At 63.0% G+C, this 15,531-nt stretch carries 8 protein-coding genes; 4 read left to right on the forward strand and 4 right to left on the reverse strand.

The features are described from left to right. The coding region (locus KA184_18945) for an NAD-dependent succinate-semialdehyde dehydrogenase (protein ID MBP8131662.1) at window positions 1-1,356 on the forward strand (1,356 nt) is incomplete at its 5' end. A gap of 16 nt (window positions 1,357-1,372) precedes the next feature. Here KA184_18945 and KA184_18950 read toward each other — a convergent pair. Then, window positions 1,373-3,445: a right-handed parallel beta-helix repeat-containing protein gene (locus KA184_18950; protein MBP8131663.1), complete on the reverse strand. Its 2,073-nt coding sequence runs from the start codon at window positions 3,443-3,445 to the stop codon at window positions 1,373-1,375. A 508-nt stretch (window positions 3,446-3,953) separates the two neighbouring features. On the opposite strand from KA184_18950, the gene KA184_18955 reads away from it, so the two are divergent. Continuing rightward, window positions 3,954-6,608 carry a hypothetical protein gene (locus KA184_18955; GenBank protein ID MBP8131664.1) on the forward strand — a complete coding sequence of 885 codons (2,655 nt, stop codon included), beginning with the start codon at window positions 3,954-3,956 and terminating at the stop codon, window positions 6,606-6,608. A 91-nt stretch (window positions 6,609-6,699) separates the two neighbouring features. Here the strand turns inward: KA184_18955 and KA184_18960 are convergent, their stop codons facing one another. Next, window positions 6,700-8,700, reverse strand: coding sequence for a beta-galactosidase (locus KA184_18960; GenBank protein ID MBP8131665.1), 2,001 nt, complete (start codon window positions 8,698-8,700; stop codon window positions 6,700-6,702). Window positions 8,701-8,902: 202 nt separating this feature from the next. Between KA184_18960 and KA184_18965 the strand changes: the two genes are divergently transcribed. Beyond that, window positions 8,903-11,362: an exo-alpha-sialidase gene (locus KA184_18965; GenBank protein ID MBP8131666.1), complete on the forward strand. Its 2,460-nt coding sequence runs from the start codon at window positions 8,903-8,905 to the stop codon at window positions 11,360-11,362. Window positions 11,363-11,395: 33 nt separating this feature from the next. Here the strand turns inward: KA184_18965 and KA184_18970 are convergent, their stop codons facing one another. Further along, window positions 11,396-12,124: a flavodoxin family protein gene (locus tag KA184_18970; GenBank protein ID MBP8131667.1), complete on the reverse strand. Its 729-nt coding sequence runs from the start codon at window positions 12,122-12,124 to the stop codon at window positions 11,396-11,398. A gap of 107 nt (window positions 12,125-12,231) precedes the next feature. On the opposite strand from KA184_18970, the gene KA184_18975 reads away from it, so the two are divergent. Further along, a complete protein-coding gene (locus tag KA184_18975; GenBank protein MBP8131668.1) occupies window positions 12,232-13,932 on the forward strand; it encodes a dihydroxy-acid dehydratase in 1,701 nt (566 codons plus the stop codon). 15 nt (window positions 13,933-13,947) lie between these two features. Here the strand turns inward: KA184_18975 and KA184_18980 are convergent. After that, window positions 13,948-15,531: PhoPQ-activated pathogenicity-related family protein (locus KA184_18980; protein ID MBP8131669.1), on the reverse strand; the 1,584-nt coding region annotated here is incomplete at its 5' end.

Here is a 15,531-nt window from a genome sequence, read left to right on the forward strand (position 1 = left end):
GCGACGGAAGAATGCGTCGGCACGGTGCCGAAGGCAACAGTGGCGGACCTCGACAGGGCTCTGGCCGCGGCGGACCGCGCATGGCGCGATTGGCGCGAGGTGGACGCGTGGACGCGCAGCGCAAGGGTGCGCCGGGTCGCGGAACTGATGCGCGAAAGGTGCGATCATATCGCGGCCGTCATGACGGAGGAACAGGGCAAGCCTCTCGCGGAGGCGCGCAGCGAGGTGAATGCGGCGGCGGACCAGTTCGAGTGGTATGCGGACGAGGCCCGCCGCATCTATGGCCGTGTCGTCGACGCGCATTCGCGCGCGCACCGAATTCTGGTGTTGCGCGAGCCGGTCGGGCCGGTGGCCGCGTTCAGCCCGTGGAATTTTCCGGCGCTGCTGCCGTCGCGCAAGGTCGCGCCCGCGGTCGCGGCGGGCTGTTCCGTCATTGTGAAGCCGGCTTCGGAGGCGCCACGCACCATGTTGTGCATTGCGCAGGCCTGCCACGACGCAGGAATCCCGAAAGGCGTCGTCAATGTCGTGACCGGCAACTCCTCGATGATCTGCCGGCATCTGATTCAAAGCGATGTCATTCGGAAGGTGACACTGACGGGTTCCGTGCCGGTGGGACAGGAAATCCTGCGGCTGTGCGCGGAAGGCGTCAAGCCCTGCACGATGGAACTGGGCGGGCACTCGCCGGTGCTCGTGTTCGAGGACGCAGACGTCGAGAAAGCCGCCGAAATATGCGCGCGCGGCAAGTTCCGTAATAACGGGCAGGTCTGTATCGCTGCAAGCCGCTTCTATGTGCAGGAATCGGTCGCCGAACGCTACATCGCGCGGTTTGTCCAGGTTGCGAAGAGCCTGCGTCTGGGCGACGGGCGCGATCCCGCCACGGACGTCGGCCCGCTGGCGAACCAACGGCGTTTGGAGGCGACGGAAGCGCTGGTCGCGGACGCCGTGGCGCAGGGCGCGCGGGTATTGTGCGGCGGCGAGCGCGCTACCGAGTTTCCGCGCGGCTATTACTATCGCCCGACGGTGGTCACGAACGTTAATCCAGGCATGCGCATTATGAAAGAAGAGCCGTTCTGCCCCGTTGCGCCCATAGCCGCGTTCTCGGACCTCGACGACGCGATAGCCCAAGCCAACGGGAATGAATACGGCTTGGCGGCCTACATTTTCACGCAGAATATGCGCACGGCCTTCCTTGCCGCGGAACGCGTCGAGGCGGGCATGGTCGGCGTTAACAACCTGATCATCGCGACGGCGGAAATCCCGTTTGGCGGCGTGAAGAAGTCGGGTTTCGGCCGCGAAGGCGGCAGCGAAGGTATCGAATACTACACGACGGCCAAGTACGTGAATATTCTGCTGTGAGACCGCGGCGGATTCTTTAAAGCTTGCCGTCCACCGGGCGGCGCGGGCCGATTGCGCCGAAGGGGATGTCTTCAAAGCCCGGAATCTGTTGAAAGACCACTGCATCCGGCTTGAAACGGAAGTCGTTTGCCTCCATATCGGCGAAACCGGGATCGGAATCGGTGATCCAGTTGTTGCTTTCGGTCCACGAGCCCTCAAGGAATGCGGGGCAGCGCACAACGACATTGCGCTCCGCGTAGTTCACGCGCGGCTCGCCGTTGAAGTCCAGGAACCCTTTCAATTCCGGGTACCGGTCGACATAGGGCGGCTGTGTGATATCGACTTCGTCCAGCAGCCGTTGCCGCCACAAGTCGCCGTGGACCCATTCGCGCCAAAGGCCGTCATTCCACGGTACCTGCCGGATGGCCCGCGTGCAATCGAGGAACACGTTGTTGATAACCCGGTTGTCATGACCGCCGTGCACGAATACCGCGCCGAAGCTTCCGCCTGCCGCGCGCTGGAACACGTTGCCGAAGACCATCTGGCCGCCGGACCCGTCGTCGAAATAGACGGCGCAGCTTCCGTGCGAGCGCGGCCCGCCGGTGTCGTGCCAGTAATTGTAGCGGAGGATGGTGCCGCGTTCCGACGGATTGCGGCCCATGTAGAACGCGCCGCAATCGTCGGACTCCATGCAGATGTGGTGAATTTCGTTGAACTCGATGACGTGATCATTGCCGCCGATGCCGATGGCCTGGTGCGGCGCATCGTGAATGAGATTGTGCGCGAGACGAATGGCCACGCCGCCGAGTTGCACGTTGTACGCGTGCGTGCGCTGCCGCCGCGCCACGCGCCAGATGCGGTTGTCGCAGGCCTCGTGGCCGCTGGGCGTGAGCGTCTTGCGGTCGCCGCCGTTCATCATGAGGCCGCCGGTACCGGTCTCCGTGATGTCGCACGCGGTAACGCGATGGCTCCTGCCGCCCTGAACGACAATGCCCGCGAGCCCGGTATTGCGCACGTTGCACGATTCGACGTGCACTTGCTCGCCGCCGGCGACGCGGATACCGTCGCCCGCGGTACAGGCAATTTCGATTCCCTTGAGCGTCACGTGCGACGCGCCGTTCAGGCGCAGGAGCGGCTCGGCGGCGAGCGACAATACGATTTCGGCCGCCGGTTCCGGCGGCCAGAAATACAACTGCCCTGTGTCGCGGTCAAGGAAATACTCGCCCGGCGCGTCGAGTTCTTCGAGCAGGTTCAACGCGCAATAGCGCCGCCCGCCCGGGTTGCCCGACCCGATACCGTACACGTGCGGCTGGCGGAGGGTGATCGTCTTCTTCTCGGGATCGATGGTCTTTACCCGTATGGTTTCGCTGGCCCAGTCGAAGCACCAGTAGCCGTAGAGCCACACAGCAGGCGCGTTCCGCCAGCGCAGGGGCCGGTCGTTCTCGAATACGAAAGTCCCCGTGCCCGGCGACTGGAAATTGCGCCACGGCGCGGGTCCGCTGTCCACAACGTCCCCGACGATGGCCCATTCGTCGCCGTTTGGCCATCGCGCCAGCGTCATGCGCGCTCCGTTGAAAAAGAGTTCAGGTACAGCGGGCGGCGTTCGATAGGCGTCGGGCATCTCGCCGTAATCGGCCATACCCAGTGGCTTGAGCTCCGCGCAACGAACGCCGCCATGCGATTCTGGCGGCAGTCGGTCAAGAATCGCCGCGTCGCTGACGGTATGAAACGCGTCCCACGGCAACCGGCGTCCGCCCAGAAGCACTGGCGATTCACTCGTAGCCGCCGCGTAGGTCACGGGCGCGTTCGTGTCGCCGGAGTCCTGCGCTTCCAGGTCGAGGCCATCCGGCATTTCGTATTCGCCCGCGTGGATGTGGACGGCGATGGGTTCGTCCATCGACGGCGAGCCTTCCGCGCGCATGCGGCGGATGCAATCCCGCGCGCCCGCAAGGGTTGCCAGGGGCGCTTCCAGTGTTCCCGGTTCGGCATCGTTTCCGCCGTTCTTTACGTGCAGGTCGAGCGCTTCCGTCGAGCCCGTTATGAAGACCATGAATAGCGCGAAGAACACGAACATCGCGCGCACCGAAAGACTTCCCATTTGCTGTCTCACGCAACCATCCTCCTGCGGCATGTGGCTGTGAATAGAGCGATGTTGTCCATCTAAACAGGTGTGCTGGAACAAAGCAAGTGCGGCGCATGTTGATTTAGTCGTGTGAGATTACACGGCTTGTCTTGGAAACTGCGGCAATAGCGAAAGGTGCGATTTTTGTCGTACGCATCGGCAAGCAGTGCAGTCTCATGATTTCGAGTGTGTGTTCACGCGTGTTGGATGATTAGGGGCAGAGGCATCTGTGCCCCGCAAACCAAAAGGGATGAGGTTTATGCAATTGACCAGGGGTAGGGTGCATTTCGGAACACAGCGGCGCGTTCTGGTGGCCATTGTTGGGATTGCCTGCTCTTTTTCCGCAATGGCGTATCACACCGGAGATACTTCCAAAGACTATCGAATTTCCTTGACGGAGTTGCTGCGAATTATCCAGTTCTACAATTCAAACGGGCTAGCCTGCCTTCCGGGGACAGAGGACGGCTTCACGCCGGGCCCGGGAGACACATCCTGTGTGCCGCATGACATCGACTACGATGCGCAGGACTGGGATGTTTCGCTGAATGAGCTGCTGCGCTTCATCCAAATGTATAACGCCGAAGGGTACGGTTACGATCCTGGCACGGAAGACGGATTCAATCCGCTTTTCGAGCCGCTTGAAGTGGCCGACACCGTGCCGGAGAGCATCGCCGAGGTAGGCGATTTCCTGGGCAGGCAACCGGACGAAGCCGTTGACCCGGATACGGAATCGCAGATGGATGATATTCTGACGCAGGTCGAGGTGCTGTTTGTCACCGATAAGCCATGCGAGGCCGCGGAGACACTGGAGCAGTTTCTTGCGCTGGCGCAGGAGCTGCGCGCCGAAGACGAACCGTCGAGAAATGCCGCTGAGACGCTCTATGCGCTTGGCCACCTGCTGCAATGGGACATGGTGCAGTCGAACGGGGACGGCGGCGGCTGCGCGAGCTATCCGGAAGTGGGCAAAGAACCGCTTGCAGAAGCCCCGGTACAGGACGAAACCGGGCTGGACGCAAGCTTTGATTTCGGCGCGCCGCGCCTGCTCCCCGCCGTACAGGACGGCGAAAGCTTCACGCAGTTGTTCATTCCCGGGCTCGAGCCCGAGTCGGGCGAACCAGGGGCGCCGGCCATTCCGGCGATAGTGGACCTCATCGCCGTGCCGCCGGGCGCATACGTGGATTTTTCCGCGGACGTAACGCCGGGTGAGAGTTTTCAGGCAAACCTGCTGCCGAACAGTATTCAGCCGGTCGACCCGGCGGGCCCGTTCGTCGATCCGCAGTTCGCGAACCAACCCTTCTATCTGAACCCGCAGATCTATGAAGTTGACCGGCCTTACCCGCCAAATCCGGTCTCGCTGGCGCCGCTCGGACGCATGCGCGGCATGGACATCTACCAGGTTATCGTGCATTGCGGCCAGTACAACCCGATTTCGGACGCGGTGCAGCTATTCGACAAAGTGGACCTCAATATCACGTTCTCAAATGGCCCGGCCGGGTTTGAGCCCGATTGGACGCGGGACCCCTTTGAGGCCAAGCGCGATGTGTTCACGGGCGGCCTGCTCAATAGTACGGCGGTTAACGTCGCCGACCTCATCCCCGATTTCACGCAGTGGATTAATGTGGGCGAAGAATACATGATCCTGACGCATCCGGATTTCCGCGATGCCGCCGACACGCTGGCAGCGTGGAAGAATCAGAAGGGGATCATGACGAACGTTTACGAATGCGGGACGGGTTCAGGTATTACGGACCGCGATACGCGCGAAGAGATCGACGCGTTCATTGAAAGCCACTACGCGGATGCTCTGATCAAGCCCCATTACATCCTGCTGCTTGGCGACGCGGAGTTCATTCCGCCGTTCTATCAGCCAAAAGCGGGCGACAGCGGCGTCATGATCGGCACCGACCATCCGTATGCGGTCATTCCCATCGAAGTGCTGGGCATCACGTTCGACCTATTGCCAACCTTCGCGCTGGGCCGCATTCCGGTGGATACGCTCAGTCAGGCCAACACGGTCGTCCAGAAGATTATCAACTACGAGAAGACACCGCCCGGTAGTCTGTTCTTCGAGGACGAGTTCTATAAGAACATCACCTTCGCAGCGCAATTCCAGTGTTGCCGTACGGACGTTGCGCAGGCCGGGACGGACCAGCGCACATTCATCGAGATGCCGGAGAGTGTGCGTCCGGCGCTTGTAAACGCCGGATATGACGTGGCCCGCTTGTATACGGAAACGATCGACGGCGAGTATAACAAAGATGCAACGCCGAGACGTTACTTTGATGGCACGCTGCTCCCCACGGCAATCGCGCCGGGCAGTGGTTTTGCCTGGGACGCCGAAACGGACGACGTAATCGACGCGATCAACGACGGCAGTTTCCTCGTGTTTCACCGCGATCACGGGTCGCCGTGGGGCTGGGGTGACCCGCCTTTTGACACCGGAAGCATTGACAGCCTGACGAACGGCGCGTTCACGCCGGTGGTTTTCAGCGTGAATTGTTCGAGCGGTGTTTTTGACAACGAGACTTCCGGCGGCGCCGAAGGCACGTCGATGGGCGGCGTCTACTTCGCCGAAAAGCTGCTGCGCAAGGCGGACGGTGGCGCGGTCGGCGTGATTGGCGACACGCGCGTCAGCCCAAGCTGGCCCAACAGCGTGCTCGCGCGCGGGTTTTTCGACGCCATCTTCCCGAACGCGATACCAACATATGGGAGCAACACTTCCAAGCGCCGCCTGGGCGACATTCTCATCCACGGCAAAATGTATCTGCTCTCGCAAGTGAATATCGCGTTATGGACGGGCCCGAACGAAGTGCGTAACGAATTCTTCCTCTACCACGTGATCGGCGACCCTACCCTGGAAATCTGGACCAGCGACCCGAACGACTTCAGTCTTTCAGGCATATTCTCCATTTTGGACCTGAGTCGGCTGGGCGTGCTACTCGCCTATGAGCAAGAAGACGCCGAGGTGACGGCGTATCAGTTCTCGCCCACGGCCTACATGCTGATTCCCGTTGGGCGCGGCATGTCCAAAGGCGGCCAGGTGCAAATCGACTTCTTCAACACGCCCACGGAGGGTACGCTGTACCTGTCGGCGAACGGAGAGAACTTCATTCCCGGCGACGGGTCCGTGAATATCGCATTTACGAAGTAAGAGAACCTGCGGCATTGTCCCCCGGGAGCCTGATCACTCCCGGGGGTGTTCGTTCGCATACTGTTATGAACCAGAATGCGTTCAAGAAATGCTATAGACCCAACTTTGCGTCTGAAACAAACACCGGCATGCCGGGCTTGAGCGTGAGGGTCAGCCAATCACCGTCAAGCAGAGCTGGCAGGGTTTCACTCATCAGGTTCTTCACCTGCGGACCGCCGGACAGGACTCGGCAACGGACAACGACTTCCTTGTCTGAGGTCCAAAGCGCAATCGCTGTATCCGATTCCAGAGCAAACACGCCCTCGCCGAAATCGTCGCGGCCGCGCAGCGGGCCTTGGGCGAACGTGCGGCACACGGTCGCGAGCGCGCGATACGCGGGTTTCGGGCGCAGGTCGTTATGGAGCACACCGAAGTTCTCTTCGTTGTAGTAGACATCGTAGCCATCGTTCCGGAAGTCATACCAGCTCACGTTATCGCACACGCCCGACGCAACGGCGCCCATATAGCACCGTGCAAGCAGTGCGGCCGCGTCACGTTCGGACGCGCCGCCGACATAAGTGGACCATCCCATTTCCGTGATCCAGACGGGCTTATCGCCCGCGGTCTTCGAGGCTTCTTTCAAGTCAGCGAGGAAGACAGAGTCAACGAGGCTGCCGCGGTAGGGATGCACAGTGAGTATATCGAACGACGCGCCCGCCTCGACGCATTTCCGGATGAAATCGATATCGACACCCGCTGTAGAGATGGCGAGCACCTGTGCTTCGGGGTCTTCTTCCTTGATCGCCGCATACGCCCGCTTGACCATTACGGTGTACAATTCGCGCGGGCCGCTCCAGAAGAAGATGTTCGGCTCGTTGTAGATTTCCCAGTGTTTGACGCGGTCCTTGAAATGCCGCACCGTGGCGCGCGCGAACGCGCAATAGTCTTCGATGCCCTTTTCCGTATAAGGCTCAGTCCAAGTCGACCAATAACCGAGCATGCCGTACACGCTGATACCGTGGCGGCGCGCTGTATCCACGACGTTGTCGTGGAAGCCGAAATCGTACTGGCCAGGCGCGGTTTCGATGTGTCCCCAGTTGAATTCCTCGCGCGTCCAGCGCACGCCCGCCGCCTGAGCCAACGCCGCCGCCTCGTCCATAAGCGCGAGACCGTCCGGCGAACCCGGATAACGGTACAGGTACACGCCCATGCCCCAGGGCGATTCCGGCTGGAGTGTGGGGTTGCCCGGGTCGTCCCAATGCGCGGTGCAGGTAGCCGAACAAACGGCGGCGCGCTGGCCCGGCGCTTCGAAGGTCAGGCGCGCCTCGACAAACGGTGCGCCCAAGGGGGCCATGAAGGTGTGTCCCAGGGAAACCGGCACACCAGCGGCCGGCGCCGTGAGGGGCTGCCGCGATTCATCGAACAGGTTCCCTTCCCAATCAAGCGCCGTCAGCGTTGCCGCGCCTTCAAGCGGCGTGTCGAGCAGGTTACGCACCACCCCTGTAACGAGAAAGGCGCGCAAGGACGCGTCCGACGCGGGTTGTTCGACAAGCCGGACGCGAATGTCGACAGCGCGTGCCCGGGGTGTTTTCGTCGTGCAGCGCAAAGACACCAGCTGGATTTCGACCGGTTCGGCGGGAGCGCCGCCCCGGCCAAACTCGATACGCTGGATACGCAACGGGTCCCGAGCGACGCCGTCGTTTTCGCCACCGCCATGGGCCCAGCCTTCCGGCGGCGCGGGCGCGTGGATTATGGCCTCCTTGCCGTTGAGCGCGCCGATGGTGCGCGTAAAGGTCTGGAAATGGGACCCGATAGTCATCGACACGATGTTGCCCTCATGTCCCCCGCGAACGACAAGTTCCAGCGATTCCGGTCTTCCCAACAGCGAGAACGAATGATTCAGCGCCGCGGCATCGCCCGCGCTGAAATCGACCCGCAGCACGCCGCCGCTGAACGAAGCCGGGCCCGACACGCCGAAGCCCGGGTCCGTGAAATCGGTTACCAGATACGGCCCCGTGTAGCCGCCCCGCGCATAGGACGCGCCCTCTTCCACGGCAAACGTCCCTGTGGCGAAGCACGACAACAGAACAGCCAGGATTGCATAACGTTTCATCGCGAAACCCTTTCTCCATTCCGCCGGGCCAGATGCCCGTTCGGGAAGCTGATTCCCGGCCCGCGCGAAGAACTGCTTCCGGAAGTGTGCCTGAACGCACGGCCGCTTTGCATTTTGCGGAAACCGCGATGCATGCTTCGACTCATGACGCCGGAACGGTTGCAGGCGCCGGAAGAACATGTTCGAGAGGGAAAACAGTGTTATGGCAATGAAAACCGCGGGCCGACTCATTCTTGTTCTGGTTGTTCTCCTGACTCAATACAGTCTGCAAGCCCGGAGCGAAGACGCCGCAACGCCGCCCATTCGCGACATGCTCTGGGTATGGGGCAATCCGGAGATGACCACAGAGGGTTCGCACACGTTCGCTACCTTCGCACAGGCGGACCCCGCCGAACGCGCGGCGCTGCTGGGTGTCCCGAACATCATCATGGCCGGCAGCGGCATGCCGAACGACGGCGCGCTGGCCGACGCGCTCATGCAGCGAGTCGCCGGCGCTGCTCGCGTCGTGTGGGAGATTACCCCGGACGGCGAGGGCGAGGACCGTCCCTTCCTGTACACAGAGACCATAGCGCGGGTCAGGCGCCTGGCGGCGGCCTATCCTCGAATTGAGGGCGTGCTGCTGGACGATATGAGCACTATCTCCGTCGACAGGGGTTTCAAGCCGGAACACATCCGGCACATCCGCGAAGAGCTTGGCGAGGACCACGACCGGATCAAGGTCTGGGGCGTCGTCTACACGATGAACCTGGACCGGCCCGGGATGCAGGACTATCTGTACGAGCTGGATGTCATCAACCTGTGGACCTGGCACGCGCGAGACGTCGTGGATTTGGAGAAGAACGTGGCAAAATGCGCGGAAATGGCCCCCGGAAAGCCCATTGTTGCAGGACTCTACCTGCATGACTATGGCGAAGGCCGCTCGATACCGCAAGACTTGCTCGAAACGCAGTGTTCCAACGCGCTGGCGCTCGTTCGCGCGGGCCGTGTCCACGGCGCCGTCTTTTTGACCATCGATAACGAGCCGGATACCATAGCGTGGACCGCCAATTGGATCGCGCAATCCTGCGCGCCACATCCGTCGGCGCGCGCGGAGAAGCTAAGCCTTTCTCAAGGAGAATGGGACTTCTCCGGCGACGCCTGGGGCGAAGACGCCGAGGGCCTCATCCGGCCTCCCGACCTGCGCAACCTGCACAGCCGTGCGTTTCACACGGAACGCGCCTACGGCGACCTTGCGGCGGAATTCGAGTTCAACGGCAGCTATCGGGAGACGGGCACGGGCAGCGCGGGGCTCGTTCTTCGCGCAACGGATCCCAATCATTTCTATTTCGTCTGGTTTCCGTGGGGCGGGCAGCAATTGCGCGCCAAACATTTCTGGGCCGCTGTTGCGAAGGCCGACGGCGACGGATACCTGCGCAACCTCGCGATGGAATGGGTGCCGGGCGTGCCCAGCGAAACGGACCGCTGGTACCACGTGAGAGTCGAGGCCTGCCAATCCCGCATCGCGGTTTGGGTGGACGGACGCCGCGCGCTCAGCGTTGACGACGACTCGTACAAGGACGGCTGTGTCGGACTGGCGGGATACGGCTGGTACGCGTTTCGCAATATCAGCATCGAGGGCAACGCGACTGCACCCCCAGCTTGGAACTCATCAGTTCAGGCTCCCGCGCATGCGTTCCCGCTCGCGCTGTCGAGCAAGACCATGCCCACCGGCTGCGTCACGCCGAATGGCGACGTTCTCCTTGCCGCCGAAAACGTGTATATCCGCTCAACGGACAAGGGCTGCACCTGGAGCGACCCGCAACCCCTGCCCGGGCAACTCGGCCCGCTCAGCGATTACGGCAGCACCCTGTTTTGCACGGCAGGCAAGCGGTTGATTGCGATGATCTATCGCACCCAGGAGGCGTCGGGTAAACCCGTACCCGAGATATCCATGGCTGAATCGGCGGATGATGGCGCCACGTGGTCCGGCCCCATTCCCGCGCAGGTCGCGGAACCGTGGCCCGCGCAGCCCAGGAACCTCGTGCCCTACGGCCCCATCGTCGAGACCGCGGACGGCACACTGCTGCGCTTTCTCTTGGGGGGAGTGAAGGAAGAGAACGACACGTTTACCGATGTGCTCACGTGGAGCGCGACCCACTGCAAGGCGTTTGTCATCCGCGGCAGCGACGGCGGGCTGAACTGGTCCGCGCCCATCGAAATCGACCAGCCGTCGTGGACCGGCAAGGCGCGCGGCACAATCCCCGGCTCGCTCGACCTGACCGAACCGACGGCCGTTGCCATGGGAAACACGGTGATGGTGCTCGTCCGGCCCGTGTACAGCCCCACCATGTGGCAGTGCTGGTCGAACGACGCGGGCGCTGCATGGGACGCCGCGGCACGTGCCACGTTCCCCGGTTACGCCCAATGCATGGTCCGCACGGCCGGCGGCGCGCTCCTGTGCGCGCACCGGTACCCGCATTATGCCGTAAATATCAGCCGCGACGGCGGCCTGAACTGGGACGCGGGCACCGTGATCGACTACCCCGTCTGGGCGATGGGCTGTGCCATCGAAGTCGAGCCCGACGTGGTCCTGCTCACCTACATGAACGCCGAACAGTCCATGCCGCTCCTGGCGCAACGGGTCCGCGTCACCGCGGACGGCATCGCGCCGGTGGCCGAATGATAACGAAAGGAGAGGGAGGTGGCGCCTGTCGTGTCAGGCTTCCTCCCGCTGCGCGAGCATGCGGTCCCAGTGCTTGTTGGCGCCGCGCATGTAGAGGTCCGGGGGCACGAGCGGTTTTTCGAGCGCGTGTTGCGCCTGTTCGGAGAGGCACCCGTCGCGGGCGACTTCTGCTCCGGCCCGGCGCAGGAGTTTCCAGTACCGGTTCAAGAAAGGCCGTAGAACGAGGCTCTTGGAGCCGAGCAATTCGCCTTCGGCGCGATAGATCTCTGCGACGAGTTCGGATTGCAGGTTGCGCGCGACGCGCGGGAGCAACAGACGCAAAACCTGGAACTGACTCTGCTCGGGCAGTCCGCAGTTGGCGATGACGCCCAGACGGGGGACTTTCTCCAGTCGCCGCTGGTGGCGGTATTCGCCGTCGGGGTCTTTTTCGAAATAGGGCGATACGAGCGGGATCAGCCGGTCCATGAAGAGTTTCATGATGCCGGTCACGTTGTCCACGTAGAGCGGCGTGGCGAAGATAACGAGGTCGGACGCGGCGACCAGCGGGAGCAGTTCGCGCATGTCGTCCTGCTGCATGCATTCGCCGGGACGCTTGGTCCAGCAGCCGAAACAACCGAGGCAAGGGCGGATTGTCTTCTTGGCGAGCAGCACCTGTTCCACTTCCGCGCCGGCCGCCACGGCGCCCTCGGTGAATGCGGCGGTCATGCGGCAGGTATTGCCGCGCTCCATGCGCGGACTTCCGTTGAAGATGGTAATACGCATCGGACTGCCTCGGGTGTTGTGCGGCATTATAGCAGGGCGGAATGGAATTCGCAGGGACGCGGCGTGTACGCTGCCGCAAACGCCACTAATGTCACGAGGGGAATGCCATGCCAGGAACGAAACCGGGCGGTTTCGACCGCAATCTCACGTCCTATGGAGACCGCGGCTTCAGCCGCTTTCTGCGCCAGGCGTTCCTGGCGTCGGCGGGCTACGATGCCCACGACGCAGACCGCCCCGTCATCGGTATCGCGGACACAAGTTCGGACTATAACCCCTGCCACCGCGAGATGCCCGCGCTGGTGCAGGCGGTAAAGCGCGGCGTGCTCGAAGCGGGCGGGATTCCCTTTGCCTTTCCCACGTCCTCGCTGCACGAAATCCTGATTGCGCCCACGGCCATGTTTTACCGCAATCTCATGGCCATGGAAACGGAAGAAATGCTGCGGGCGTATCCCATGGATGCCGTAGTGCTGCTGGGCGGCTGCGACAAGACGGTGCCCGCGCAGTTGATGGCCGCGGCGTTGGTGAACCTTCCCGCGATTGCGGTGGTCACCGGCCCGATGCGCGCAGGGTCGTATCGCGGCGAGCGGCTTGGCGCATGCACGGATTGCCGGCGGCAATGGGCGCGTTTCCGTGCGGGCGAGATTGACGAAGCGGAGCTGTCGGGGATCACGCAGGCGCTGTGTTCTACCGGCGGTACCTGCATGGTCATGGGCACCGCTTCGACGATGGCCTGCATGGCGGAGGCGCTCGGAATCATGCTGCCCGGCGGCGCGTCCGCCCCGTTTGGGACGGGCGCCCGGCTGCGGCAGGCGGTGATGTCGGGGCGCCGTGCCGTGGCGGTGGCGCGAGAACAGGTGCGGCCGCGCGACCTCCTGACGCGCGCCGCGTTCGCAAATGCGTTGACCGTGTTGATGGCCCTCGGCGGCTCGACGAACGCTATCATCCACCTGACGGCCATTGCGCGCCGCGCAGGTGTGCCCCTGACCTTGGACGATTTCCAGCGCGCCTCGGAAAACACGCCGCTGCTGGTGGACTGCAAACCGGCGGGGAGCGGGTACCTCGAAGATTTCGACAGAGCAGGGGGCATGCCCGTGTTGCTAAAGGCGCTCGAACCGCTGCTCGATGGCAGCGCGGCGACGATTACAGGCGCGACGATGGGGGAGAACCTGCGCGGTGTTGCGAAGCCCGGCGCGTGGCAGGGCACGATTCGCACGCTCGAGCAGCCGCTGGGCGGCACGGGCGCGCTCGTGACCCTGCGCGGCACACTCGCGCCGGACGGAGCCGTCATCAAGGCCGCCGCGGCGTCGCCGCACCTGCTGCGGCACCGCGGCCCCGCGGCGGTGTTCGACTCCGCCGAGGACGCCGCGACGCAAATCGATAACGCTGCGCTGGGCCTTTCGCCGGACCACGTGCTGGTGCTGCGCAATGCGGGTCCCGTAGGTGCGGGCATGCCGGAATCCGGGTCGCTTCCGATTCCCAGGCCGCTGGCGCAAGCAGGGGTAAAAGACATGGTCCGTGTGTCCGACGCGCGGATGAGCGGCACGGCCTATGGCGCGTGCGTCCTGCACTGTGCGCCCGAGGCGGCCGTGGGCGGCCCGCTTGCGCTGGTTGAGAACGGGGACCTCATCGAACTCGACGTGCCCGGCAGGCGTATCGACCTTCTTGTTGAGGAAGCGGAACTTGCCCGGCGCCGCGCCCGGTTTTCACCGCCTCCGCTACCGGAACGGGGTTATGCGCGACTGCATGCGCAGTACGTCATGCAGGCGCATCTGGGCGCGGACCTGAATTTCCTGGCGGAGAAGACCTGATGGCGGGCAGGAATTTCAGGTCAACCGGCGCAGAATGATTACGGCCGCGACGGCCAGTCCCGCAAAGATGCCGCCCAGAATAAGCAGTCCCACCCACGTATTTTGCGCGCGCGGCGCGCCTCTTTCGACGCGGCGTCCGGTAAGGGCGGTCTCATAGGCGTCCGGGACGCCGTTGTCGTCGCGGTCACAGGGGAAGCCGTCTTTCACGTCGGCGGTCCCGTCGTTGTCGTCGTCCTCGTCGTAACGGTTTATCTGCCCGTCGGCGTCGGGGTCCTCGTAGGGGAGGCAATCGGGAACGACGCGCACCTCGCTGGTAAGCACGAGGCCCGTGGGGTAGCTCAGTTCGACGAGGAAGGCGGTCCAGCCCCGTGCGGGGCGGTCCACCCGTGCCTCGTAGGTGCGCTCGGCAACGGGGGAGAGGGGCGTGCTGGACCACTGCGGGCCTTTGCCGTCAAACCAGCGGAAATCGCGTTCGGCCGGGTTTGTTGCCTGCCAGAGCGCGACGCTGGCCTCCGTGCCGTCGGTCTGCACGCGTATGGAATCATCCGCCCCGAAGGTCCAGGAGTATTCGGGCAGCGGCAGACCCTTCGTGACCGCGGAATAGAATTGAACCAGGCTCATGGCCGCCGAGATGTCAGCGTTGATGCCGTGTCCGGAATTGGGGAAATAACGCAGCAGCTTTGGCCCGGGCAGGCTGTCGTAGTAGAACCGCGAGGAATCGAGAACGAAGAACTCGTCGCCTGTCGCGTTGATAAGGAATTTGGGCATGGTGAACCGCTGCCGGTACTGGTAGGGGTCTACAATCTCCAGCAGTCTATCGGCTTCCGGCGTGCCGAAGCGCCCGAATACGTTCTTGTCGACGTAATCATGCACGGCTTCGGAATAGGCGCCGTAGGCCATGAAATGGTGGGCCATCTGCACTTTCATGTTGAGTACATCGATAACGATGGGCACACAGGCCATGACCCGCTTGTCGACGGCGGCGGTCAGCCAGGTGGTCCAGCCGCGTTTCGAGCCGCCGCCCACCATGAACCGCTCGACCGTGACGCCTTTATCGCGCAGGACGGCCTGCACCGTGTCCATGGCGCGGACTGCGCTCTTGACCATGGGCAACAGCAGGGGCCAGGAAGGGTCGCCCGTGTTGAGAAACTTGTCGTAGCTATAAGCGATGATTGCGTCTTCGCGGCGCTCAATCGTCTCATCCGAGAAGCGCAGGGGCTGGTTCGGCACCTGCTGCAGAAACGCCAGGACCGCGCCGGTGGCGCCCACGAGCATGCCCGCGTAGGGTTCGATGTTCGACGGCTTGCTGCGATTCGAGCCGCCTTCAATGACCAGCAGCGCCACGTCGTTCGTCAGCACGTCCGGAACGGCGATCTGCAACCAATGCCACCAGACCGGTTGGTCGACTTCCGCAATGGTTCGCCAGCGCTGGGAAGTCATCTTGACCTGATAGATAGTGTATGTGGCGCCTGGCCCGCTGCCGTGCACCGTGTTCTCGACGGAATACCGATACGTATCGTCGGGCTTGGCTACATAGTCGTCCAGTGGTGTCGCGAAGCCGGGAACGGCGGTCAGCGTCAGCACCAGACAAAGCCAGAC

The sequence above is a fragment of the Candidatus Hydrogenedentota bacterium genome, from assembly GCA_018005585.1.
Classification (GTDB): Bacteria; Hydrogenedentota; Hydrogenedentia; order Hydrogenedentales; family JAGMZX01; genus JAGMZX01.